Source organism: Pseudofrankia saprophytica (assembly GCF_000235425.2).
GTDB lineage: Bacteria > Actinomycetota > Actinomycetes > Frankiales > Frankiaceae > Pseudofrankia > Pseudofrankia saprophytica.
Genome location: NZ_KI912266.1, coordinates 2,138,533 through 2,159,322 on the forward strand (window position 1 = coordinate 2,138,533; position 20,790 = coordinate 2,159,322).

Genomic DNA, 20,790 nt, shown 5'->3' on the forward strand with positions numbered 1-20,790 from the left:
TGCCCGCCAGCCGGGCCCGGGCGGCCGGCCCCGTCGGTGGTCAGTGGCCGGGGAGACGGACCACGCTGACGAAGAAGTCGTCGATGTGCCGGACGACGTCGACGAACCGCTCGAAGTCGACGGGCTTGGTGATGTAGGCGTTGGCGTGCAGGTCGTAGCTGCGCAGCACGTCCTCCTCGGCCTCGGACGTGGTCAGCACGACCACCGGAATGCGCCGCAGCTTGTCGTCCGACTTGACCTCGGCCAGCACCTGGCGGCCGTCCTTGAGCGGAAGGTTCAGGTCGAGCAGGATCAGGTCGGGCCGGGGGCTGCCGGTGTACTCACCCTCACCACGCAGGAAGTGCAGCGCCTCCACGCCGTCGCCGACGACGTGCAGGTTGTTCTTGACCTTGTAGTCCGCGAATGCCTCCCGGGTCATCAGCACGTCGCCTGGGTCGTCTTCGACGAGGAGAACCTCGATCGGTACGACGGGTTCGGGAAGCGGGTTCGTCACGCTGCTCCTTCGTGTGCGGCGATCGGAGGCGCCATGGTGCCGGCGATCTGCGGGGTGGACACACCCGCCTCGCTCCTGGGAAGAGTCCAGCGGAAGGTCGTGCCGGAGTCCCTACCCGTATCCAACCAGATCGTCCCACCGTGAAACTCGATGATCTTCCGCACGAGCGCCAGGCCGATGCCGGTTCCCTCGTAGGTTTCCCGCCGGTGCAGCCGCTGAAAGATGACGAAGATTTTTTCGGCGTAGTCGGCCTCGATGCCGATGCCGTTGTCGGAACAGGACAGCTCCCAGGTGTCGCCCTGTTCGGTGACGCCGATGTGGATCTGGGGCGTGTCCGGCCCCTGGAACTTGATCGCGTTGCCGATCAGGTTCTGGAACACGGCCGCGAGCAGCGTCGGGTCTCCGGTGACGGTCGGCAGCTCGTCGGAGGTGATCTCGGCCTCGGACGCCTCGATCGACGTGCCCAGCGACAGCTTGGCCCTGGCCAGCACCTCGCCGAGGTCGACCGGCACGAACGCGTCGGTGGTCCGCCCGACCCGGGAGAACGCCAGCAGGTCGTTGATGAGCTTCTGCATCCGCTTGGCGCCGTCGACCGCGAAGTCGATGTACTGCTGGCCGCGCTCGTCGAGCTGGTCGCCGTACCGCCGCTCCAGCAGCTGGCAGAAGCTGGCCACCTTGCGCAGCGGTTCCTGCAGGTCATGGGAGGCGACGTAGGCGAACTGCTCGAGGTCTCGGTTGGAGCGGCGTAGCGCGTCGGCCTGCTCCTCCAGCTTGGCCGCGGCCTCCCAGACCGTGCCCAGTTCGTGGACGAGCTGTAGCCGCATGTTCTCGACGTGATCGGCCAGCTCGGCGATGTCCGGCGGGCCGACCGGGGCCACCGCGTGGTCGAGCTTCCCGCCGGCGACGGTGCGAGCGTCCTGGCCGATCCGCCCGAGCGGCCCGGTCACCCAGACCCGCAGCGCGCGGCCGATGCCCGCCATCAGGGCCGCGAAGGCGACCCCGACGATGATCAGGATCACGACGAGCTGGCGCAACGTGGCCGACACCCGGTCGCGGGCGGCCACCGCCTGGGCCGTCAGGTCGGCGTCGAGGCGGTCGTCGGCGACTCGGATCTTGTCGAACACCGGCCTGCCGGCGGTCTCCGGGTCGACGGAACGAGCGGTGGCCACGTCGCCGCGCCGGGCCGCCGCCACCACCGGGTCGGCGTACAGCCGGTGCCAGTCGGCGATCCGGGCCCGCAGCGCGCCGAGGTCGTCGGCGAGGCCGGGCCGGCCGCCGACGACCTGGTCGAGCCGGGTGAGGTGGGTGTCCAGGTCTCGGCCGCCGTCGTCATACGGCTTGAGTGAGGCGGCCTTGCCGGTGAGGATGAAGCCGCGCAGGCCGGTCTCCTGGTTGACCAGGCTGGTCATGACCTGGGCGGCCCGGGTCCGTGCCGGCGAGAGGATGTCGGTCCGCTCGTGGATCGACCGCTCCAGCTGGACCAGGCTGGCCGTGATCAGGCCGACGCCGGTAAGCAGGACGATCGATGCCACGGTGAGCGCCGCCGTCAGCCGGCGTCGCAGCGGCCACGATCGGGCCCTCGCCCGGAGCCGCTCGCCCCGGCCGGGTCCGACCAGGTCCGGCGTGCCAGCCTGGTCCGGCGTGGGAGCGTTCTCCGGGGGAGGACTCGCCGTCGCGGTACTAGCCACCTCCGTCATGGGGTCGGGCCTCTCAGGAGGAGTAGCGCGACGTCGTCGGTGAGTGGTCCGCCGTTGCGTCGTTCGATGTGGTCGATGAGGACGTCGGGGAGGCTGTCGTCGCCGGGTGGTGGGTTGACGGTGGTGATCTCGGCGAGGACGCCGTCCCAGCCGAGTCGTTCGCCGGTGGGGCCGTCGCGTCCCTCCAGCAGGCCGTCGGTGACCAGGAGCAGTTCCCAACCGGCCGGCAGCGGGACGGTGACCAGTTCGCTGGCCACGTCGTCGAGCACCCCGAGAGCCGGGCCGACCTCGTGGTCGGGCAGCGCGGCGAGGTGTGGGTGGATGAGGGCGGGTGGTGGGTGGCCGGCGAGGCGCATGCCGAGGGAGGTGCGGTCTGGTGCGACGGCGAGGGTGCAGACGGTGGCGAACAGTTCGTCGTTGGTGCGTTCGCTGACGAGGACGTCCTGCAGGTAGGCGAGTCGGTCGGGTTCGGGGATGCCGGCCAGGACGAGGGTGCGCCAGGCGATGCGGAGGCTGACGCCGAGGGCGGCTTCGTCGGGGCCGTGGCCGCAGACGTCGCCGAGCAGGACGTGGACGACGTGGTCGGGGGTCTCGACGACGTCGTAGAAGTCGCCGCCGAGTAGCGCCTGGCGGCGTCCTGGCCGGTAGCGGGCGAGATGGCCGAGGCGGGTGTCGCGAAGGAGTGGGGTCGGCAGGAGGCCGCGTTCGAGGCGGGAGTTCTCCTCGGCGCGTAGTTCGGATTCGTGCAGGGCGCGGGCGGCCTGCTCGGCGTCGCGTCGTTCGATGGCGTAGCGCAGGGCGCGGACGAGGGTCTTGCCGTCGATCTCGCCTTTGACGAGGTAGTCCTGGGCGCCGGCGGCGAGTGCTTCGACGCCGCGGTGTTCGTCGGCGAGGCCGGTCAGGACGACGATCGCGGCCCGTGGGGCGACGCGGCGCATGGTTTCGAGCGCGGACAGGCCGTGGCTGTCGGGTAGGCCCAGGTCGAGCAGGACGCAGCGGGCTCCGGCGGCCATCGCGCGGGCCTCGGCGATGCTGCTGGCCCGTAGCAGCTGGACCGGGGCCGACGTCTCGTCGAGGAGCTCCTCGACGAGGAAGGCGTCACCGTCGTCATCCTCGACGAGCAGGACCGGCCAACTGGTCTCGTCTGGCTCGGCCGCGGCCTGTACCGGCAGCTCTGCCACGCTCTGCATGGCGGTTCGGGGATCCTTTCGGTCTCGGTGTTCCATCCGGATCTGTCCGGATACCGGAACGATCGGAGCTTTCGACCCAGTATTCCTACCGGCCCGGGCTGGTAGGCCAGCATGGCACGCGGCGGAGCTGGTGTGTTCGTGCCTTCGCAGAAGGGTACGTCCCTCGGCCGGTCCACCGGGCACGGACGATCACGAGTCGGTGTCGGGCCGCCGTGGGCTGTGTCCTTCTCGTACCGCGGTGGTTATGAGGCCGATGACCCAGGTGGCGGCGCGGGTCGCCTCGTCGGGATCAAGATTCCAGGTCGTGATCATACGTTCGAACGTCGACACGCTCCAGTAGGCGTCCAGTGCCGCGGCGGCCATCTCGCGCTCGCTGTCGGTCCAGTCGGCCGCCGCCTGGGTCAGCGCGGCCCGGAGCGCGTCGCGGCGGCGCTGGTCGAGCGCGGCGAACGTCGGGTCGTCGAGGGTCGGCCGGTCGATGGGAAACGTCGCCAGGTAGGTGAAGGTCTGCGCGATGGTCTGACCGAAGTTGTCGAGGCGGAGGTGCTCCAGCTCGACCCCGGCCTCCGTCTCGAGCCGGCGTAGGACGGTGTCGCGAAGGTTCCGCTCGGTCGCGAAATGCCGGTAGACCGTGCTTTCGTTCACGCCGGCCCGCTGGGCCACGGCTCGGATCGTGAGGCTTCGCCAGTCCCAGTTCGGCAGGTCGTGGACGATGTCGGTGGCCGCGGTGACGATCCGTTCCCGGGTCGCCGCGGCCTGCCTGGACCGTTGCGAGTTCTCGTAGGAGTGGGGCCGCGGCGAGTGGCCGCCGACGTCTCCAGGCCCGCCGGAGGCCTGACCGCCGCCGGAGCCGCCGACCACCACCGGATCTCCCGTCTGCGCACGTCGTGTGGCTCGAACCTAGTCGCCGCGCCACGGCGACCACCACGTCGACCCTGCCTCACCTCGCCACGCCGGCATCCGGCATTTCACCCGTAGCCCATCCCGTACCCCACCTCGCACCCCGCCTCGCCGTGGCGGCCGCCCTGGCCATCTCGTGCAAGACTTCTTGCACGAGATGGCTTACGCTGTGCCCGTCGTTGGCTGACAACCACCGGTTCAACCCTGTCTGGAGGCCGCTGTGACGGCTACGGAGCTCCCCGCGCGTCCGATGGACCCGACCCGCGACGACCGCAAGTCGGCAGCACTGGCGGCGCAGCGGGTGCACGCCGACGCCGGGGCGCGGGTCGTCGGCGACTTTCAGTTAGGCCGCGCGATCCTGCGCAGCGCGCGGATGCGCCAGGCGGGCGCGAGCTCCGACCAGATGAACCCGGATGACGAGTTCTGCCCGGTCTTCTTCCTCGACGGCGACACCCATCGCAGCCGGCGGACGGCGATCGCCCGCTTCTTCACCCCGAAGGCCATCAGCTCCCGCCACCGCCTGGTCATGGAGCGCACCACCGACGAGCTGCTCGCCCAGCTGCGGGCCGACGGAAGAGGGCGGCTCGACGAGCTCAGCTACAAGCTGGCCGTCGCCGTGGCCGCGGAGATCGTCGGCCTGACGGACAGCGACCAGGCCGGGATGGCCAAACGCATCCAGGCCACCTTGCTCGGCACCCGGCTGCGCGGCATGCACCCCGCCATCCGCTTCGGCGCCAAGGCGGTGACCGCCGTGCACGCGATGCGGTTCTTCGGCCGCGACGTGCGTCCCGCGATCAGGTCCCGCCGCGAGGAACGGCGCGAGGACGTCATCTCGCATCTGATCGACGAGGGCTATCCGGACAAGGCGATCCTCATCGAGTGCATGACCTACGCCGTCGCCGGCATGGTCACCACCCGTGAGTTCATCGTGATGGCCGCCTGGCACCTGTTCGACGACGACGCCCTGCGGGCCCGCTTCACCGCCGGCGACGAGGCCGACCAGATCGTGATCCTCGAGGAGATCCTCCGCCTCGAGCCCGTGGCCGCCATGCTGCACCGGCGCGCCACCGAGGACGCCGACCTCGGGCAGGACACCGTCCGGGCGGGAGACCTGCTCGCGGTCAACATCCGGGCCGCCAACGTCGACGAGGCGACCGTGGGCGCCTGCCCGCACGCGCTCGACCCCGACCGGGCCAGCCGGCAGAGGGGGGTCGGCTCCTACATGAGCTTCGGCGACGGCAGCCACCGGTGCCCCGGTGCCCAGGTCGCGATCGCCGAGACCCGGGTGTTCCTGGACGCGCTCCTGCGCCTGCCCGACGTCCGCCTCGAACGCACCCCGGACATGACCTGGTGCGACGGCCTCATGAGCTACGAACTGCGCGGCGCCGTCGTCACCTGCTCGCGGGCCTGACCGGCGGGACCCGCGTCGGCCGCGTCGGCCGGGCCGGCCGACGCGGCCGGGCCTGACGGGTGCGGGCCCGGCCGCGTCGGGACGTGGGGCCCGGCCCGCGGTCGTCTCGGGGTTCTGAGGCCTACCGTTGCTCGATCACCTGGTCGATGAGGCCGTACTCCTTGGCCGCGGTCGCGGTGAAGACCCGGTCGTGGTCCGTGTCGGCGCGCAGCGTCGCGGTGCTCTGCCCGGTGTGCCGGGCGAGGATGTGCTCGATGTCGGCCCGGACGCGGACGACCTCGTCGGCCTGGAGGATGAGGTCGGGGATCGCGCCGCGGCCCTGCGCCGCCGGTTGGTGCAGGATGACGCGCGCGTGCGGGAGCGCGGCGCGTTTGCCCTCGGCGCCCGCGGCCAGCAGGACGGCGCCGACCGCGACGGCCTGTCCCACGCAGGTCGTCGCCACCTTGGGCCGGATGAAGCGCAGGGTGTCGTAGATGCCGAGCATCGCGCTCGGGTCGCCGCCCTCGCAGTTGATGTAGAGCTGGATGTCCCGGTCGGGGGCGTCCGCCTCCAGGTAGAGCAGCTGCGCGACCAGCGCGTTCGCGACGCCGGAGTCGATGGCCGTCCCGAGGTAGATGATCCGCTCGGTGAGCAGGTGCGAGTAGACGTCCATGATCCGATCGCCGCGCGGGCTCTGCGCGATGACGTTCGGGATCGTGTAGGTGCTCATCGGGCGGCCCGGTCGGCGGCCCGGTCGGTGGTCCGGTCGGCGGACAGGCCGATCCCGAAGGGCCGGCGGCCGCGCGGCGCGACCTCGTCGAAGGCCTGCACGATCGCGTCGACGAAGCCGTAGTCGAGGGCCTCCTGGGCGGTGTACCAGCGGTCGTGCAGCGAGTCCTCGAAGATCCGGTCGATGTCCTGGCCGGTGTCCTCGGCGATGAGCCGAAGCACCGTGTCCCGGGTATGGCGCAGGTCGTTCGCCTGCAGCTCGATGTCGACCGCCGTGCCGGCGATCCCGGCCGAGCCCTGGTGCATCAGCACGCGGGCGTGCGGCATGGCGCGCCGCTTTCCCCTGGCGCCGGACGACAGCAGGAACTGGCCGGCGCTGTAGGCGATGCCGAGCGCCAGGGTGGACACGTCGCAGGGGATGAGCCGCATGACGTCGCGGATGGCCAGCATCGACGGCACCGACCCGCCGGGGGAGTGGATCCACAGCGCGATGTCGGCCGCGGCGTCCTCGGTCGCCAGCGCGATCAGCTGCGTGGCCAGCAGGGTGCCGTTGTCATCATCCAACGGCCCATCGAGCACGAGGACGCGTTGCGCGTAGAGGTCCTGTCGCATCCGGTCGTTAAACAGCGGGGGCTTCGCTTCACCACTCATGTCTCAACTCTGCGAGATCGTCGCGCCGATCAGCCCGCGGTCTGCCCGCGGCAGATTTGCTGACGGCAGACGACCCGTCGAGGCGCACGGCCAAGGTCCCGCGTTGAGCGCTCAGCGCAGACGCCACAGGCGGACGGTGGCGTCGTCCCCGGCGGTGGCCAGGATCGTCCCGTCCGGAGAGATGGCCACCGCCAGGACGTTGCCGGTGCCCGCCCGGATTGGCGCGCCCAGGGGCTTCGGGTCCCGGGCGTCCGTGACATCCCAGAGCCGGAGGTTGCCGTCCGGGCCGACCGTGGCGAGCACCGAGCCGTCTGGCGTGAAGGCGATGGACTTCACCTCCGAGTAGGCCCCTCGATCCGGGGCGTCGGACACCTGGTGCAGCAGGGGACGGCCGACTCGAAAGGGTCTGTCACGGTCGGTCACGTCCCAGAGGTACACGTTGCCTTCGAGGCCCCCGGTGGCGAGAAGAGACCCGTCGGGCGAGAAGACGACCGGAAGGGATCCGAGGTGTACCGCCGTCAGGGGCTTTCCCAGTTCCCTCGGCTGACTCCGGTCGGTGATATCCCACAGGTATACCAGCCTGGCGCCTCCGCCACCGGTCGCGAGTGTTTTCCCGTCTGGGGAGAAGGCGACCGAAAGAATGTTCGTCTGGATGGCCAGGTCTGGTCCTAGCTGTTTCGGTTCTGCTGGGTCCATGACGTTCCAGAGACTCGATCCTCCGTTGGTGTTTCCCTTGCCGCGTCCGCTGGCGAGCAGGGTGCCATCGGGGCTGAAGGCCAGAGAGATTGTCTGCTGGTCGCCGCTCGTTATCGGTGTTCCCAGGAACGCGGGACGGGCGGGATCGGTGACGTTCCAGAAGTGAACGCCGCGGTCGCGATAGTAAGAGTAGCCGTCGGGGTCGGGGTTGGGTTCGATGGTCGCGGTCGTGGCGGCAAGAGTCTTTCCGTCGGGCGACAGTGCCATGGATACAGAAGAGTCCGTGCTGTTCGTCAGGGGCCCACTGAGAAGCCGTGGCTTTCTCGGGTCGCCGATGTCCCAGATCCGGATGGCGCCGCCCGTGCTCGCGGTCGCGAGTTTCTTGCTGTCGGGAAAGAAAGCCACCGACCACACGAAGCCGGTGTGGCCGGTCAGGGGTCCTCCGAGCGGCTGCGGAGGCGTGACCGTAAGAATGCTGGCGGTTGTCTTCTTCTCGGGACCGTCCTTGCCGAGTGAATAGGTCACCACGACGGTGGTCGCGGCGGCAAGCGCCAGGGCGACAGCCGTGGCGATCCATCCGCGGGCCGTCAGCCCGCGTCGGCGGCCCCGGGTCGGGACGGTTGGCGCCGGGGCGGGTACCGGCGTCCGTGCGTCGCCGTTCGCGAGGCGGGTGAGTGCCGTGGCCGTCGGCGTGGAGTCGTCCACGTCGACAGCGCGCGTCGCCCCGAGCTCGTCGCGCGGCGGGCCCGGGCGCCTGTCGGTCGACGCGGAGTGGCGGGCGTCGCCACCTGCCGGAACGTTCCGTGGCTCCGTGGGCCCTGCCTCGACGAGAGCGAGGAGCAGGTCGCGGGCGGAGGGACGCTCGGCCGGGTCCTTGGCCATCGCGCGGGTGACCATCGGACGCAGCGACCCAGGGAGCGCGGTCAGATCCGGCGCGGCGGTGGCGACCCGCTGGAGGAGCACCGGGATCGACCCGTCCCCGAAAGGGCTGCGCCCGGTCGCGGCGAACAACACGACCGCGCCCCAGGCGTGGACGTCGGCCGGCTCCGCCACAGGCTCGCCCAGGGCCTGCTCGGGTGCCATGAACGCTGGCGTGCCTATCACGGACTGTGTGAACGCCGTCGTTGCGTCGAGCGCCCGGGCGATACCGAAGTCGATGACTCGGGCTCCGCTGGACGAAAGAATGATGTTGCCCGGCTTGAGGTCCCGGTGAACGACGCCCGCCGCATGGATCGCGGTCAGCGCGTTGGCGACGGCGACGGCGAGACGTTCAATGGCGGCCGGCCGCAGCGGGCCACGCTCCCGGACCGCCGCCGACAGCGTCGGTCCATCGACGTATTCGGTGACCAGGTAGGGACGGCGGCCGTCCGCGTTGACGTCGATCACCTCGGCGGTGCAGAACCGGGCGACCCGTTGAGCCGCGCGCGCCTCCCGCTCGAAACGAGCCCGGAACTCGTCGATGCGCGCCAGGTCCGCTCGGATCACCTTGATGGCGACCAGGGACTGCTCGCCAGACCAGTCGGTGCCGGACGGGTCAGCCGCGAGACGGCCGAGATAGACGCTGCCCATGCCGCCGTCGCCCAGTCGGCCGAGCAGAACGTACGGGCCGAGTGTGGTCGGGTCGTCCTCGTCCAGCGGCGACAGCCCAGGCACCGCAACCACGCCTTGCCTCCCCCGACTGACGATCCCCGACACGTCGCAACCCCCCAATGACCTGCGACGGATTCGGGGCGTCAGGACCGTACCGCAGTTGGAAGTTCCCCCACGGAAACTGTCCGGGGTAGCCCAGAGACCGGATCGCGGGGCACCGCGACCGGCGCGGTCGGCGCGGTCGGCGCGGTCGGCGAGTGGACGCAACGTGTCGACTGGATGCGCGCGCGGAGTTCTACACTCTGCGGGCATGGCGCTCAGTGACGAAAAGTACGTGGCGGTCACGACCTTTCGCAGGAACGGCTCCGGCGTGCCCACCACGACCTGGATCGTGCCGCTGGAGGATGGCCGGGTCGGCTTCTGGACGTCGTCCGCGTCTGGCAAGTACAAGCGGCTGCGCAACAGCCCAAGGGTGACCGTCCAGCCGTCGGACGCCCGTGGCCGCGTCAAGGCCGGTTCGCCCCTCGCGGCGGGGACGGCCCAGATAGCGGCGGCCGGTGCCGAATTCGACGAGATCCAGCGCAAGGTGCGGGCGAAGTACGGCGTCATGGTGGGGATCTCGAAGTTCTTCAACACGCTTGGCCACCTCGGCAAGGGGCCCTTCCCCTACGGCGACGTCGCGATCGCCATCACCCTTGGCGACGCGGAGCCCGGGGCGGGGATCACGTCCGGCGAGGCGTAGCCGTCAGAGGCGAGCCGTCAACGCGGCGACGGCCGAACCGCGGCCTGACGGTCGCCGTGACGGGGGTCACTGCCAGTCCGTTTCACGGCTCGGCGGTTCGTCTCGTCCTCGGGGTGAGTGGCGCCCGACAGGGGTGCCAACCACCACGAAGGACTCTCCATGTCTCAGTCACACGAGATGTCCCAGTCACCTGAGAACCGCACCGTGGGCGGCGAGCCGGGCGGAACCCGCATCCTGGTGCTGGGCGGCGGCTACGCCGGCGTGCTGGCCGCTGTGCGGGTGGCCCGGCGGACTCGACGCCGTGGCGGCCGGGTAACCCTGGTGAACCCGTCCGACCGGTTCGTAGAGCGGCTACGGCTGCACCAGTTGTCCACCGGCCAACAGCTCGCCGACCACCGGCTGCCGGATCTGCTCGCCGGTTCGGGCGTCGCGTTCGTCCAGGGCGTGGCCGTCGGGCTGGACCGGACCGCGCGCACCGTGGACGTCGACACCGAGGACGGCCGCCGGCAGCTTGGTTACGACATCCTCGTGTACGCGCTGGGAAGCGTCACCGACACCGGCGCCGTGCCGGGCGCGGCCGACCACGCCTACACACTGGCGGGCCCGGCGGCGGCCCGGCTGGCGGACCGGCTCACCGAGGTCGACGCGGCGGCCGGCCGGGTCGCCGTGGTCGGCGCCGGCCTCACCGGGGTCGAGGCGGCCACCGAGATCGCCGAGACGTTCCCCGGCCTGCGCGTCACCCTGCTCAGCAGAGACGAGCCCGGCCCGATGATGGGCGACGCCGCGCGGGCGTACCTGAACCGGGGGCTCGACCGGCTCGGCGTCGAGGTGCGTTCCGGAGTGGACGTCACGAAGGTCCTGCCCACGGGGATCGAGGTCGCTGGTGACCTGGAACCGGTGCCGGCGGACGCCGTGGTGTGGACCGTCGGCGTCCGGGCGCTGCCGCTGGCCGAGCAGGCCGGCCTCGCGGTCGACGGCCAGGGCAGGATCCTCGTCGACGAGACGCTGCGGTCCGAGTCGGATCCGGCGATCTACGCCGTCGGCGACGCGGCCGCGGTGCGCCAGCCCTGGGGAATGATCCACGGCACCTGCCAGAGCGGGATGCCGACGGGCGCGCGCGCCGCCGACAACATTGGGCGCCGGCTGCGGGGCCGCCGGCCGAAGCCGTTCCGGTTCGGCTACATCCACCAGCCGGTGAGCCTGGGCCGCCGGGACGCGGTCATCCAGTTCACCCACGCCGACGACAGCCCTGGCCGCTGGTACCTCAAGGGCCGCGCGGCCGTTCGGTACAAGGAGCTGGTCAGCGGCAGCCCGCCCGCGCTCTTCCGGCTCTCCCGCTGGCTCAACGTGCCGGTGCTGATGCTGGCGCCGGGCGGCGCCCCGCTGCGCCGCCGCCGCGCTCGATGAGGTCGGTCGATGAGGGCGGTCGGTGAGCAGCGCCGGTGGCGGTCGTCACCCCTGCCGCAGCCCGGTCAGCTTCTCCGGATTGCTGACCAGATGGATGGTCTTCACCAGACCATCCACGAGGTGCAGGGCGATGGCCGCCACCGGCGTCTGCCCGGACCGGACCACGATGCCGGGGCCGCCGTTGAGCGTCACGAGCTCGACGCTCGGCTCGGGCGGCATCCGGCCGGCGAAGGTGGCCAGCGCCCGAGCCACCAGCTCCAGGCCATGGATCGCCTTGCGCGGCGCCGGCGCGAGCCCGCCACCGTCGCTGACCAGCTCGACGTCGGGCGCCAGCACGGCCATGAGCGCCTGGAGGTCACCGCCGGTGGCCGCGTCCAGGAACCGCTCGGTCACGACCGTTCGGGTGGCTCGGTCGGCGTCGTAGCGGGTATGCCGAGCCTCGACGTGTTCGCGGGCGTGCCGCGCGGTCTGGCGGGCCGTCGCCTCGGTTCGGCCGACGATCTCGGCGATCTCGCCGTACGGGTAGCCGAACGCCTCCCGCAGGACGAAGACCGCCCGCTCGATCGGTGACAGCGCCTCCAACACGAGCAGCAGCGCGGTCGACACCGAGTCAGCCAGCGCGACGTCCTCGGCAACGTCCGGGCTGGTGAGCATCGGTTCGGGCAGCCACGGGCCGACGTAGGACTCGTGGCGTGCCTGGGCGCTGCGCAGCCTGTCGATCGCCAGCCGGGTCGCGATCCGCACCAGGTAGGCCTCGGGGTCCGCGACCTTCGCGACGTCGGTCATGCTCCACCGCAGCCAGGCGTCCTGCACCACGTCCTCGGCGTCGCCGGTCCGGCCGAGCACCCGGTACGCGACGGCAAGCAGACGGCCCCGGTGCCGCTCGAACAACCGGACCGGGTCCGGCCCCTCCGGCCCCTCCGGCCCCTCCGGCGACTCGGGCCCGGAGGTCTCGGCGGAGTCCGCGACGCCGGCGCTGTCGGCCATTCAGCCTCCTCGCCCGCTCGTCCTCCGGCTGGCCTCTCCAGTCTGCTTGAGCCGGTCTCGACAGACCAGGTTCCGTGCCCACGCTGACGAGATGCGGGAAGAGAACCGGGCGGCAGCTCGCCGCCATGGTGGGCGAACGGATCCCCATGATCGGGACGCGGGATCTCGGGCCGACCTGGCGGCCGGCGCTCGGGTCAGCCGCAGTGGGACCAGTCGCTGCTCCAGGAGACGCTGCCGAGGCTGCCGCCCCACTTCACGCAGATCGCCTTCGCGGACACCTTGGTCGGACCGGCGTAGTACTGGTAGGAACCCGAGTCGGTCACCTTCGACGAACCGTTCTGTGCCTGCACCCAGGCCGCCATCGACTGGGCCGCGCCGACGCCGGCGCCGGACTTCAGCGTGACCACGCAGTTGGTGCCACCGTTGTACATCAACACGATCTTCGCCGTCGTGGAGCCGCTGGTCAGGGTGTGGCTGTCGATCTCGGAGTAGCCGGAGCCGCACACTTGGGCGGCGGTGTAAGGGTTCTTCTTCGCGGTGCTGGATCCGGAGGCGGCCGGCGCGGTGGTGCGGGCCGCGGTGGTGCCGGCGCTGGAGCCGGTCGAGCCGGAACCGGTTCCGGTGCTCGTGCCCGACGTGGCTCCGGACGAGCCAGCACCCGAGCCTGACCCTGAACCCGACCCGGGTTTCGTGCCGACATCCGCGCTCGTACCTCCGGCTCCGGAGACCCCGCCTGTACCGGCGTCACCACCGGCGACGGGGTCCGCCGCCCCGATGCCCTGCCCGGCGGGCCCCCGCTCGCCCGCCCCCTGGGCGGCCCCGTCGTCGGCCGAGCGCGCGCGGTCGTCCGACTTCCCGGATTTCGGTATCGAGGACCCGTCGGGGCCGGTTGCCGCGCCGTCCTTGCCGCGACCGGGCTGGCCGCCGCCGGCCGGGCCGGCCTGTGCCTCGCGGCCCGAGCCCCAGGGCGCCCACGCCAGCACCGAGATCCCAACGATCAGCACCACCACGCAGGCGGCGCCGGCGAGCACGTTGCGGCGCAGGTTCCTGCCAGGCGCGCGGCGCCTCGACCTCGCGGGCCCCGTCGGCCCTGCCGTCTCCGCCGGCCGTACCGTCTCTGGCGGTCGTATCGGTTCGGGCGGGACAATCGACGCCGGCAGTGGCCCGGTCGGCGCGTCGTGAATCGGGTCCAGAACGCCGGCCGCTCCAGTGCCCGGATCCGTCACCGCCATTGCCACAGAAGCGGCTGGTCCCGTCACACCCGGATCTGCTGGGGCTGGCGCGGCGCCACCTGGGATGTCCGTCTCATCGCCTCCGCTCCGCGAGTGGGTGGAGGTGCGGGCTACCCGCGCCAAGGCTCAGCGCGCGGCCGGTCGACCACCACTTTTCCCACCTTATCTTCCGGTTACGGTCGATATACGACCATCCGGAGCTGGCACTCTCGCTCTTGGAGATCGGCCTACTACCGAAAGCCATGGACTCCGGGTGGGGATGTCTAGGCGGCCAGCTCTGGGTAGAGGGCGGCCAGGTCGCCGGCGAGGGCGGCCTTGACCTGGCGGGTGGTGTCGTCCGCGAGGACCTCGAACGCGCCCGCCTCGACGCCGTCGAGGGCCAGGTCGGCGACCTCGCGCGGGTCGGCCTTCGAGGCGGTGACGGCGGCCGCCATGTCGGTGTCGATGTATCCGACGTGCAGGCTGGTCACGCCGACACCGCGCGGGTGCAGCTCGAGGCGCAGCGAGTTCGTCAGCGACCACAGCGCCGCCTTGGACGCCGCGTACGAGCCGCCGAGCGCGAACCAGGACAGGACCGAGGCGACGTTGAGGATGTGGCCGCCCCCGTTCGCCTCGATGGCGGGCGCGAACGCCTGGGTCATCCGCAGCGGCCCGTAGAAGTTGGTCTCGAACTCCCGCCGGATGGCGTCGACGTCACCGTCGAAGAAGGGCGCGGCCACGTAGCCGGCCGCGTTGTTGATCAGGATCGTCACGTCGCCCGCGGCCTCGGCGACGGCCGCCACCGCCGCCGGGTCGGTGACCTCGAGTGCCAGCGGGACGGCACCGGGGTGGGTGACATCGCGGGGGTTTCGGGCGGTGGCGTAGATCTTCTTCGCGCCGCGGGCATAGGCGGCGTCGACGAACGCCCGCCCGAGCCCGCGGCTGCCCCCGGTGACCAGCACGACGGCACCCTCGATAGCGGTCATGGCCCGCTCCCTCGCCTCGATGGAAACCGATCGGTTTCCGACTCCTCGGTCACCGTAAACCGATCGGTTTCCATCGGCAAGCCCGACGTTCTACCCTGGGGTGGTGAGCAGCACCACGTCCTCCGAGCCTCGTCCGCCCGCCGTGGGGGCCGCGCCACCCGCGCCACCCGCGCCACCCGCGACGGCCGCGTCGCAACCGGCCCCCCTGGCGCAACCGTCGCAACCGTCGCGACCGGCGTCACTGGTGCCAGCGACCCGGGAGCGGCTACTGGACGCGGCGGCGGAGCTGTTCTACCGGGAGGGCGTGGGGGTGGGCGTCGAGGTGCTGTGCCGGGCGGCCGGCGTCTCCAAGCGGTCGATGTACCAGCTCTTCGACAGCAAGGACGCGATGATCGCCGCGAGTCTCGACCGGTGGGCGCGGACGCTGCGAGCGCAGATGTTCCCGGTCGCCGATGACGCCCACCCACCGCGGGAACGGATCCTGGGAGTCTTCGCGTGGCTCGAGGCCGCCAGCGCCGATCCCGACTTCCGCGGCTGCCCGCTCGTCGGTACCGCGGTCGAGGTCAAGAACCCCGAGCACCCGGCCGCCACCGTCGCCCGCCGGCACAAGCAGGCGCTCACGGACTTCTTCGCGGCCGAGGCGCGTCGCGCGGGCGCTCCTGATCCGGTGCTCCTGGCCGAGCGGCTCACCATGATCTACGACGGTGCCAGCGCCCGCGCCGTGGTCCGGGCACAGCCCATCGGCGACCTCGCGGTCACGACCGCGGCGCTCCTGCTCGAGAACGCCGGCATCCACTGACCGGCATCCAGCACGAGGAGGGAGGAGCGGAGGGAGGAGGGCAGGCGTCCTTGGAGGACGGGGCGGGTGTCCTCAGCGGAGCAGCGGCATGACCTCCTCGGCCAGGAAGCGGATCCCGCCCTCCTGGTCGGGCCCTATCTGCGAGATGTAGACCTCGTCGAACCCGGCCTCGATGTACGGGCGATCACCTCCGCCGCGCGCTTGGGGTCCGGTCCGCAGGCGACGGCCTGCGCGGTCTCCTCGGGGCTCGTGCGTGAGCCGAGCGCCTCGTATCCCTTCCACGTCGGCACGTCCTGCGAGAGCTGGCCGCCGCTGCCCTCGTGACCCCACAGCCGGTGGGCGGTGTCGGCGGCCTTCTCCTCCGTCGGCGCCCAGCAGATCTTCAGCCCGGCCTGGGTGCCGCCCGTCCCACCGTCGCGGCGGTAGGTCTTCAGTCCATCCGTGTCCGGCCGGGTGGTGATCCAACCGTCGCCCACCTGGGCGGCCAGCCGGGTGGCCTTCGGCCCGAACCCGCTGATGTAGATCGGCGGTGGCTCGTCCGGCCGGCTCCAGACCTTCGCGTCGTGGACGGTGAAGTGCCGGCCCTGATGGGTCACGGTCTGGCCGGTCCACAGTTGGCGGATGAGCTCCAGCGCCTCCTGGAGACGCTCGTGGCGGACGCTGACCGGCGGCCAGGCCTCGCCCAGGATGTGTTCGTTGAGGGCCTCGCCCGACCCGACGCCGAAGGTGAACCGGCCGGGGGCGAGCGAGGCGACGGTGGCTGTCGCCTGAGCCAGGATCGCCGGGTGGATCCGGAACGTCGGGCAGGTCACGGCGGTCGTCAGGCGCAGGTTCGTCGTGGCGGCGAGCGCGCCGAGCACCGTCCAGACGAACGGGCTCTCACCCTGGCTCGACTGCCACGGGTGGTAGTGGTCCGAGACCCACACCCGGTCGAAGCCCGCCTGCTCGGCGGCCTGCCCCACCTGCACGGTCCGGGGCGCGCTCAACTCCTCGCTCGACAGGAAGTAGCCCAACTCTGTCACGGGCGCCGCGTACCCGTCGTCGAGGACACAACACCCGTCAGTCACCGGTCGGGCCGAACGGTCCCGGCTCGTCCGATTGCCGGCGGGGAGGCGGGGCAGGCCAGCGGGGGACAGGTGCGGCCCGCTGCCAGCGGGCCCGTCGACCCGACGGAGGTGACGAACATGGCTGCTGCGGCCGCGGAGCGCGAGCGTCAGGAAGCCGCCCGGCTCCCGGAGGGCGACGTGGTGCGCACGCTCCTCGAACAGCACGCCAGGATCCGGGACCTGTTCGTCGACGTGCGGAACGCGCGCGACGAGCACCGGCGCCAGGCCTTCGACGAACTGCGGGCGCTGCTCGCGGTACATGAGACGGCCGAGGAGCTGGTGTTTCGTCCCATCAGCAGGCGGGTCCTCGGCGAGCCGGTCGCGGACGCCCGCGACAAGGAGGAGGTCGAGGCCACGCGCATCCTGCGCGACCTGGAGAAGACGGACATCTTCTCCAAGGGGTTCGACGAGCGTCTGGGCAGGCTCGAACGTGCCGTCAGCGAGCACGCCGAGCGCGAGGAGGTCGAGGAGTTCCCGGCCGTGCGCGCGGGATGCGACGCCGCGAAGCTGCACGCGATGGGCAACACCCTGCGCGCCGTGGAGCGCTTCGCCCCGACCCACCCGCACCCTGGCACCGCCGGTTCGACGCTGCGGCAGTGGACCGTCGGCCCGTTCGCCTCGGTCGTCGACCGGGTGAAGGACACCATCCAGAAGGCGGGCCACTCCGGTCACGGCGGGGCGAGCGGCGCACCGGTCTGACGCGTGGTCGGCCGGCACGTCCGTAGCGTCGCCGGCACGTCGGTAGCGTCGCCGTCGTGGCGGAGACGGAGCTGGCGCGACTGCTCGCGTCGGCGGTCTCGGGCCGGCCCGGTCTCAGGGGTGGCTTGGTCTCAGAGCCGCCGACGCCAGGCCTCGGCGGCGACGAGCTCGGCGACGAGGGTCTCGGTGAGCAGGCGGACGTCGTCGATGTCGTCGTGGCGGTAACGCAGGGTGTACGCGGCACCGGCGGTGTCGGCGCCGACGGCCACCACGGTGCTGGCGCGTTCGGCCGTCCAGCGCAGCAGCTCCGGCTCCCAGCGGGATCCGGCGAGCAGCAGCAGGCGGTAGTCGGTGGTCTTCGTGAGGTAGACGTCGACGTGGCTCCAGTCGCCGGTCTCGCAGCCGACCGCGGGCAGGCGCGGCCCCTCGCGCAGCATGAGCGCCGACTGCTGCGCGGACGAGAGCCGGCGCGCCGGCGCCACGACGTGCGTGCCGTCCGGACCGAGCAGCAGCTCGCTCACCCGGGGCAGCCAGGCGTCGCGGCGGGCGAGCAGGTCCTCGGTGGCCTCGGCCGCGCGGGTGACGGTCGCCGGGTCGAGCCCGGCACCGGGCAGGCTCAGCAGGACGGCCAGGGTGTGCTGGAAGGAGCGGCAGGCGACGCCGCCGCGCTCGTCGCCCGCGAGCATCGGCACCGTGACGTCGCACAGCGACGCGAGCTCGCCGTCGGCCCGGTTGGTCAGCGCCACGAAGGTCGCCGGCGTTTCCTGAGTGCGGGCGCCCTGGGATCGGGCGAACTGAGCCCGGCTGGTCCGGACCGCGTCGAGCGTCTCCGCCGAGCCGCCCGACGCCGAGACGGCCACCACCAGCGCGCCCGGCGGAACCCGCGGGAGCAGGTCGGTGCTCGCCAGCTCGGCGACCGCCGGGCGGCCCCCGGCCCGCAGCCGCGCGGCCGCGACCCCGTTCGCGTAGTGCGAGGAGCCCATCCCGAACAGCAGGATCGGCCGGTCCGTATCTGTCGCGGCCCAGGAACCGGTGACCGCAGCGGCGAGCGCGCGCAGCCGGGCTGGCTTGTCCTCGAGATCGGCGAGGAAGAGGTCGGCGTTCACGCCGCCTCGCCCCGGCCGAAGCGGCGCCGCAGCGCGCCCTCGGGCACGTACCGCCAGTGCGGCAGGTGGGACTCGGCGTACGCGAGCTCGCGGCACAGCTGCTGGGCGCCGTAGGCCGCCAGCAGCGACTCGTCGAGCAGCTCGCCGCGGCCGGCCGCCCCGAGCCCGGCGCGGTACGCGTCGAGGAACTCGGCCTGGACGGTGGCGGTCCACGCGGCCGCGGCGTCGTCGCGCACCTCGGGAGCGTAGCGGCGGACCACGTGCCCGACGTTCTCCAGCGACATCAGCATGCCCGCGACGTCGAGCGCGGCCGGCTGCCGGGCGGTCCGTTGCGACGGGGTCAGGGTGGGGTTGCCGTCGAAGTCGATGACGAACAGCCCTGCACCCGCCGGCCCGCGCAGCAGCTGGCCGACGTGGAAGTCGCCGTGGACGGCGACGAGCGGCGTCCCGGCCGCGTCGCCGAGCGGGGCCAGTGCCTCGGCCATCGCCGCGCGGTGGGTGTCCAGCAGCGGCGAGCTCACGCGGGCCAGCAGTCGCAGGGCGTCGGCAAGCGTGTCGGCCGCCGCCGTCGCCGAGGCGCGTTCGGCGGGGGAGTCGGCCAGCACCAGATGCATCGCCGCCGTGAGGCCGCCGAGCTCGGCCGCGAACGGGCGGGTCGGTTGGTCGGTGACGCCGAGGGCGGCGCGGGCCTCCTCGACGCACCAGGTCCAGCCGTCCTGCGCGCCGGGCACGACGTCGACGGCGGTCGCGACCGGCACCCAGTGGCCCTCGGGCGTGCGCCACTCGAGGAGGCCCCACAGTGCCGGCATCCGGTCGAAGCCGGCGGCGGCGAGCCGGCGCAGCCGGTCGGGATGGGGGCCGACCAGCGGTTCGGTCGTCCACTTGACCACCGCGGCCTCGCCGACCACCCAGGACTCGTTGGTCTGGTCGACCGCGATCCGCCGCTCACCCGCCGCGACGGGTCCGCGCACGCCCCGGGTCAGCCGGAATCCGTCCGGCGGATCGGCGGGCGCGGCCAACAGCTCCAGCAGCGCGACTCCCGCGCCGGGGCCGGCTGGCCTCGACCGCCAGACCCCGTCCACCTCCTCGACGAGGACTGGGAGATCAGGCACGGGCGTGGGCGAGCCCGACCCGCTCGATGAGGTCGGCGCCCTTGCGCAGGCCGTCCCGCCCCCGGATCGCCTCGCCGGCCGCGGCCGCCCGCGCGCGCAGCTCGGTGTCGGCGAACAGCTTCTCGACCGCGGCCAGCAGCTCGCCGTCGGCGAATCCGTAGGTCGACAGGCGGAGGCCGTAGCCCCGCTCGTGGACGCGCTGGGCGTTGTCGTACTGGTCCCAGAACAGCGGCAGCAGGATCATCGGCTTGCCGAAGTGCATGCACTCGGTCGTCGTGTTGTTGCCGCCGTGCGTGATGACCAGGTCGACCTGGGGGATGATCTTCGTCTGGGGCAGCATCGCCGCGCCCACCATGTTCGGCGCGAGCGTAAGCTCCTCGGCCCGCGGTCCCAGGCTGACGATCACCTTGTGCCGGGTCGTGCCCAGCACGTCGATGAGCCGCTGCATCAGGCCGGTGTCGGCGCTGCCGAGCGAGCCCAGCGAGAGGTAGACGAGCGCCGCGTCGGCGTCGCGGGCGGCGAACCCGGCCGGCAGCTCGTACTGGTCGTCGGTCTCCCGGACGCTGGAGTCCAGCCGGTGCCAGGTCTCGTCGAGCGGCCGGGCATCCGTGTAGTCGAGCTCCTCCGGGTACACGTACAGGTTCGCGTGCGCCGAGGTGTGGATGAAGTCGCCGGGGGGCAGCGGGGCAGCGCCCTGGGCCCGCACCCACGCGTCGAAGTCGGCCCGCATTTCCCGGTGCGTCCGGTCGAACTCGGCGAGGTACTCCGCCCACCCCGACCGGTCGTTCTCGGGATATCCCGAGAAGAGCGGCGCCACGCCCGGGCCGCGGACCTCGAGCGGGTTGCAGGAGACGACGCGGACGAACGCGCCGGCCGCGGTGGTCAACGCCGGGAAGGCGACGACGTTGTCCTCGACCAGCACGTCCGGCCGGTGCTCGGCGATGATCGCCGCCAGCTGTGCCTTGCAGTACCTGGCCCCGTCGATGAGCGCCTGGTAGGTGGGCTGGATGAAGGTGGCCAGCTGCTCGATCGTCGGCCGGCGGAACTCGGGCGCGGTCTCGTTGATGAAGTCGATCCAGAACTGCCCGGCCGCGGCGTCCGTCGCGTCCGGGTCCGGCGGCGCGAGGTCGACGAGCGCCTCGACGAACCCGAACGGCGCGAGCCGGCCCTCCCAGGACCGCTCGGCGGCGAACACGACCGTGTGCCCGCGCTCCAGCAGCACCTTTCCCAGCCCGACGCACTGGTTGGTCGGCCCGTACGCCGACTCGGGCATGAACAACACCGTGAGGGTCACCGTGG

19 protein-coding genes are annotated in these 20,790 nt (G+C 72.1%); 5 read left to right on the forward strand and 14 right to left on the reverse strand.

Annotation, left to right across the window (positions count from 1 at the left end; genetic code table 11):
- Positions 1-40: 40 nt before the first annotated feature.
- The 4 genes from FRCN3DRAFT_RS0208965 to FRCN3DRAFT_RS0208980 all read right to left on the reverse strand — a co-directional run bounded on the left by FRCN3DRAFT_RS0208965 (position 41) and on the right by FRCN3DRAFT_RS0208980 (position 4,244).
- A complete protein-coding gene (locus FRCN3DRAFT_RS0208965; RefSeq protein ID WP_007512663.1) occupies positions 41-493 on the reverse strand; it encodes a response regulator in 453 nt (150 codons plus the stop codon).
- Positions 490-2,190: a sensor histidine kinase gene (locus FRCN3DRAFT_RS0208970; RefSeq protein ID WP_007512662.1), complete on the reverse strand. Its 1,701-nt coding sequence runs from the start codon at positions 2,188-2,190 to the stop codon at positions 490-492. Before FRCN3DRAFT_RS0208970 ends, FRCN3DRAFT_RS0208965 begins: the two co-directional genes overlap by 4 nt.
- Positions 2,187-3,380 (reverse strand): PP2C family protein-serine/threonine phosphatase, encoded by a 1,194-nt coding sequence (locus FRCN3DRAFT_RS0208975; protein WP_007512661.1) that lies wholly within the window; start codon positions 3,378-3,380, stop codon positions 2,187-2,189. Before FRCN3DRAFT_RS0208975 ends, FRCN3DRAFT_RS0208970 begins: the two co-directional genes overlap by 4 nt.
- Before the next feature lie 189 nt (positions 3,381-3,569).
- Entirely contained in the window at positions 3,570-4,244 is a 675-nt protein-coding gene (locus FRCN3DRAFT_RS0208980; protein WP_007512660.1) for a TetR/AcrR family transcriptional regulator, read from the reverse strand.
- Between the two features lie 256 nt (positions 4,245-4,500).
- Between FRCN3DRAFT_RS0208980 and FRCN3DRAFT_RS0208985 the strand changes: the two genes are divergently transcribed.
- On the forward strand, positions 4,501-5,691 hold the full coding sequence (locus tag FRCN3DRAFT_RS0208985) for a cytochrome P450 (protein ID WP_007512658.1): 1,191 nt from the start codon (positions 4,501-4,503) through the stop codon (positions 5,689-5,691).
- Positions 5,692-5,812: 121 nt separating this feature from the next.
- Here FRCN3DRAFT_RS0208985 and FRCN3DRAFT_RS0208990 read toward each other — a convergent pair whose 3' ends face one another.
- From FRCN3DRAFT_RS0208990 to FRCN3DRAFT_RS0209000, 3 genes are all read right to left on the reverse strand, one after another.
- Positions 5,813-6,400: a ClpP family protease gene (locus FRCN3DRAFT_RS0208990; RefSeq protein WP_007512657.1), complete on the reverse strand. Its 588-nt coding sequence runs from the start codon at positions 6,398-6,400 to the stop codon at positions 5,813-5,815.
- Complete coding sequence (locus tag FRCN3DRAFT_RS0208995) at positions 6,397-7,050, reverse strand: ClpP family protease (RefSeq protein ID WP_007512656.1); 654 nt, start codon at positions 7,048-7,050, stop codon at positions 6,397-6,399. The genes FRCN3DRAFT_RS0208990 and FRCN3DRAFT_RS0208995 overlap by 4 nt, the downstream gene beginning before the upstream one ends.
- A 111-nt stretch (positions 7,051-7,161) precedes the next feature.
- The gene (locus tag FRCN3DRAFT_RS0209000) at positions 7,162-9,717 is read right to left on the reverse strand and encodes a WD40 repeat domain-containing serine/threonine protein kinase (RefSeq protein ID WP_232793978.1); all 2,556 of its coding nucleotides are present in this window, start codon (positions 9,715-9,717) and stop codon (positions 7,162-7,164) included.
- On the opposite strand from FRCN3DRAFT_RS0209000, the gene FRCN3DRAFT_RS43495 reads away from it, so the two are divergent.
- Both FRCN3DRAFT_RS43495 and FRCN3DRAFT_RS0209010 read left to right on the forward strand, forming a co-directional pair.
- Positions 9,707-10,078 carry a PNPOx family protein gene (locus tag FRCN3DRAFT_RS43495; RefSeq protein ID WP_232793979.1) on the forward strand — a complete coding sequence of 124 codons (372 nt, stop codon included), beginning with the start codon at positions 9,707-9,709 and terminating at the stop codon, positions 10,076-10,078. The genes FRCN3DRAFT_RS0209000 and FRCN3DRAFT_RS43495 overlap by 11 nt on opposite strands.
- A gap of 159 nt (positions 10,079-10,237) precedes the next feature.
- A complete protein-coding gene (locus FRCN3DRAFT_RS0209010; RefSeq protein WP_007512653.1) occupies positions 10,238-11,485 on the forward strand; it encodes an NAD(P)/FAD-dependent oxidoreductase in 1,248 nt (415 codons plus the stop codon).
- 45 nt (positions 11,486-11,530) lie between these two features.
- Here FRCN3DRAFT_RS0209010 and sigJ read toward each other — a convergent pair whose 3' ends face one another.
- The 3 genes from sigJ to FRCN3DRAFT_RS0209025 all read right to left on the reverse strand — a co-directional run bounded on the left by sigJ (position 11,531) and on the right by FRCN3DRAFT_RS0209025 (position 14,669).
- Positions 11,531-12,472, reverse strand: coding sequence for an RNA polymerase sigma factor SigJ (sigJ, locus tag FRCN3DRAFT_RS0209015; protein WP_007512652.1), 942 nt, complete (start codon positions 12,470-12,472; stop codon positions 11,531-11,533).
- Between the two features lie 194 nt (positions 12,473-12,666).
- A complete protein-coding gene (locus FRCN3DRAFT_RS56035) occupies positions 12,667-13,503 on the reverse strand; it encodes a serine/threonine protein kinase (protein ID WP_232793980.1) in 837 nt (278 codons plus the stop codon).
- 464 nt (positions 13,504-13,967) lie between these two features.
- The gene (locus FRCN3DRAFT_RS0209025; protein WP_007512650.1) at positions 13,968-14,669 is read right to left on the reverse strand and encodes an SDR family oxidoreductase; all 702 of its coding nucleotides are present in this window, start codon (positions 14,667-14,669) and stop codon (positions 13,968-13,970) included.
- Positions 14,670-14,913: 244 nt separating this feature from the next.
- Between FRCN3DRAFT_RS0209025 and FRCN3DRAFT_RS0209030 the strand changes: the two genes are divergently transcribed.
- Positions 14,914-15,468, forward strand: a complete 555-nt coding sequence (locus FRCN3DRAFT_RS0209030; RefSeq protein WP_007512649.1) for a TetR/AcrR family transcriptional regulator — start codon at positions 14,914-14,916, stop codon at positions 15,466-15,468.
- Between the two features lie 134 nt (positions 15,469-15,602).
- Here the strand turns inward: FRCN3DRAFT_RS0209030 and FRCN3DRAFT_RS43505 are convergent, their stop codons facing one another.
- Positions 15,603-16,490, reverse strand: coding sequence for a TIGR03557 family F420-dependent LLM class oxidoreductase (locus tag FRCN3DRAFT_RS43505; protein ID WP_232793981.1), 888 nt, complete (start codon positions 16,488-16,490; stop codon positions 15,603-15,605).
- A 162-nt stretch (positions 16,491-16,652) separates the two neighbouring features.
- Here FRCN3DRAFT_RS43505 and FRCN3DRAFT_RS0209040 point away from each other — a divergent pair, with 162 nt between their 5' ends.
- The gene (locus tag FRCN3DRAFT_RS0209040) at positions 16,653-17,273 is read left to right on the forward strand and encodes a hemerythrin domain-containing protein (protein WP_007512647.1); all 621 of its coding nucleotides are present in this window, start codon (positions 16,653-16,655) and stop codon (positions 17,271-17,273) included.
- A 131-nt stretch (positions 17,274-17,404) separates the two neighbouring features.
- Here FRCN3DRAFT_RS0209040 and FRCN3DRAFT_RS0209045 read toward each other — a convergent pair whose 3' ends face one another.
- Genes FRCN3DRAFT_RS0209045 through FRCN3DRAFT_RS0209055 form a run of 3 tightly spaced genes read right to left on the reverse strand, consistent with a single transcriptional unit; the run spans position 17,405 to position 20,785 of the window.
- Positions 17,405-18,379 carry an SIS domain-containing protein gene (locus FRCN3DRAFT_RS0209045; protein WP_007512646.1) on the reverse strand — a complete coding sequence of 325 codons (975 nt, stop codon included), beginning with the start codon at positions 18,377-18,379 and terminating at the stop codon, positions 17,405-17,407.
- On the reverse strand, positions 18,376-19,491 hold the full coding sequence (locus FRCN3DRAFT_RS0209050; protein WP_007512643.1) for a phosphotransferase: 1,116 nt from the start codon (positions 19,489-19,491) through the stop codon (positions 18,376-18,378). Before FRCN3DRAFT_RS0209050 ends, FRCN3DRAFT_RS0209045 begins: the two co-directional genes overlap by 4 nt.
- The gene (locus FRCN3DRAFT_RS0209055; RefSeq protein ID WP_007512641.1) at positions 19,484-20,785 is read right to left on the reverse strand and encodes a nucleotide disphospho-sugar-binding domain-containing protein; all 1,302 of its coding nucleotides are present in this window, start codon (positions 20,783-20,785) and stop codon (positions 19,484-19,486) included. Before FRCN3DRAFT_RS0209055 ends, FRCN3DRAFT_RS0209050 begins: the two co-directional genes overlap by 8 nt.
- Positions 20,786-20,790 lie beyond the last annotated feature (5 nt).

Coding starts and splice junctions, on each gene's coding strand:
- FRCN3DRAFT_RS0208970 (WP_007512662.1), bottom strand. CDS start 2,190: ATGACGGAGGTGGCTAGTACCGCGACGGCGAGTCCTCCCCCGGAGAAC.
- FRCN3DRAFT_RS0208975 (WP_007512661.1), bottom strand. CDS start 3,380: ATGCAGAGCGTGGCAGAGCTGCCGGTACAGGCCGCGGCCGAGCCAGAC.
- FRCN3DRAFT_RS0208990 (WP_007512657.1), bottom strand. CDS start 6,400: ATGAGCACCTACACGATCCCGAACGTCATCGCGCAGAGCCCGCGCGGC.
- FRCN3DRAFT_RS0208995 (WP_007512656.1), bottom strand. CDS start 7,050: ATGAGTGGTGAAGCGAAGCCCCCGCTGTTTAACGACCGGATGCGACAG.
- FRCN3DRAFT_RS0209010 (WP_007512653.1), top strand. CDS start 10,238: ATGTCTCAGTCACACGAGATGTCCCAGTCACCTGAGAACCGCACCGTG.
- sigJ (WP_007512652.1), bottom strand. CDS start 12,472: ATGGCCGACAGCGCCGGCGTCGCGGACTCCGCCGAGACCTCCGGGCCC.
- FRCN3DRAFT_RS0209025 (WP_007512650.1), bottom strand. CDS start 14,669: ATGACCGCTATCGAGGGTGCCGTCGTGCTGGTCACCGGGGGCAGCCGC.
- FRCN3DRAFT_RS0209040 (WP_007512647.1), top strand. CDS start 16,653: ATGGCTGCTGCGGCCGCGGAGCGCGAGCGTCAGGAAGCCGCCCGGCTC.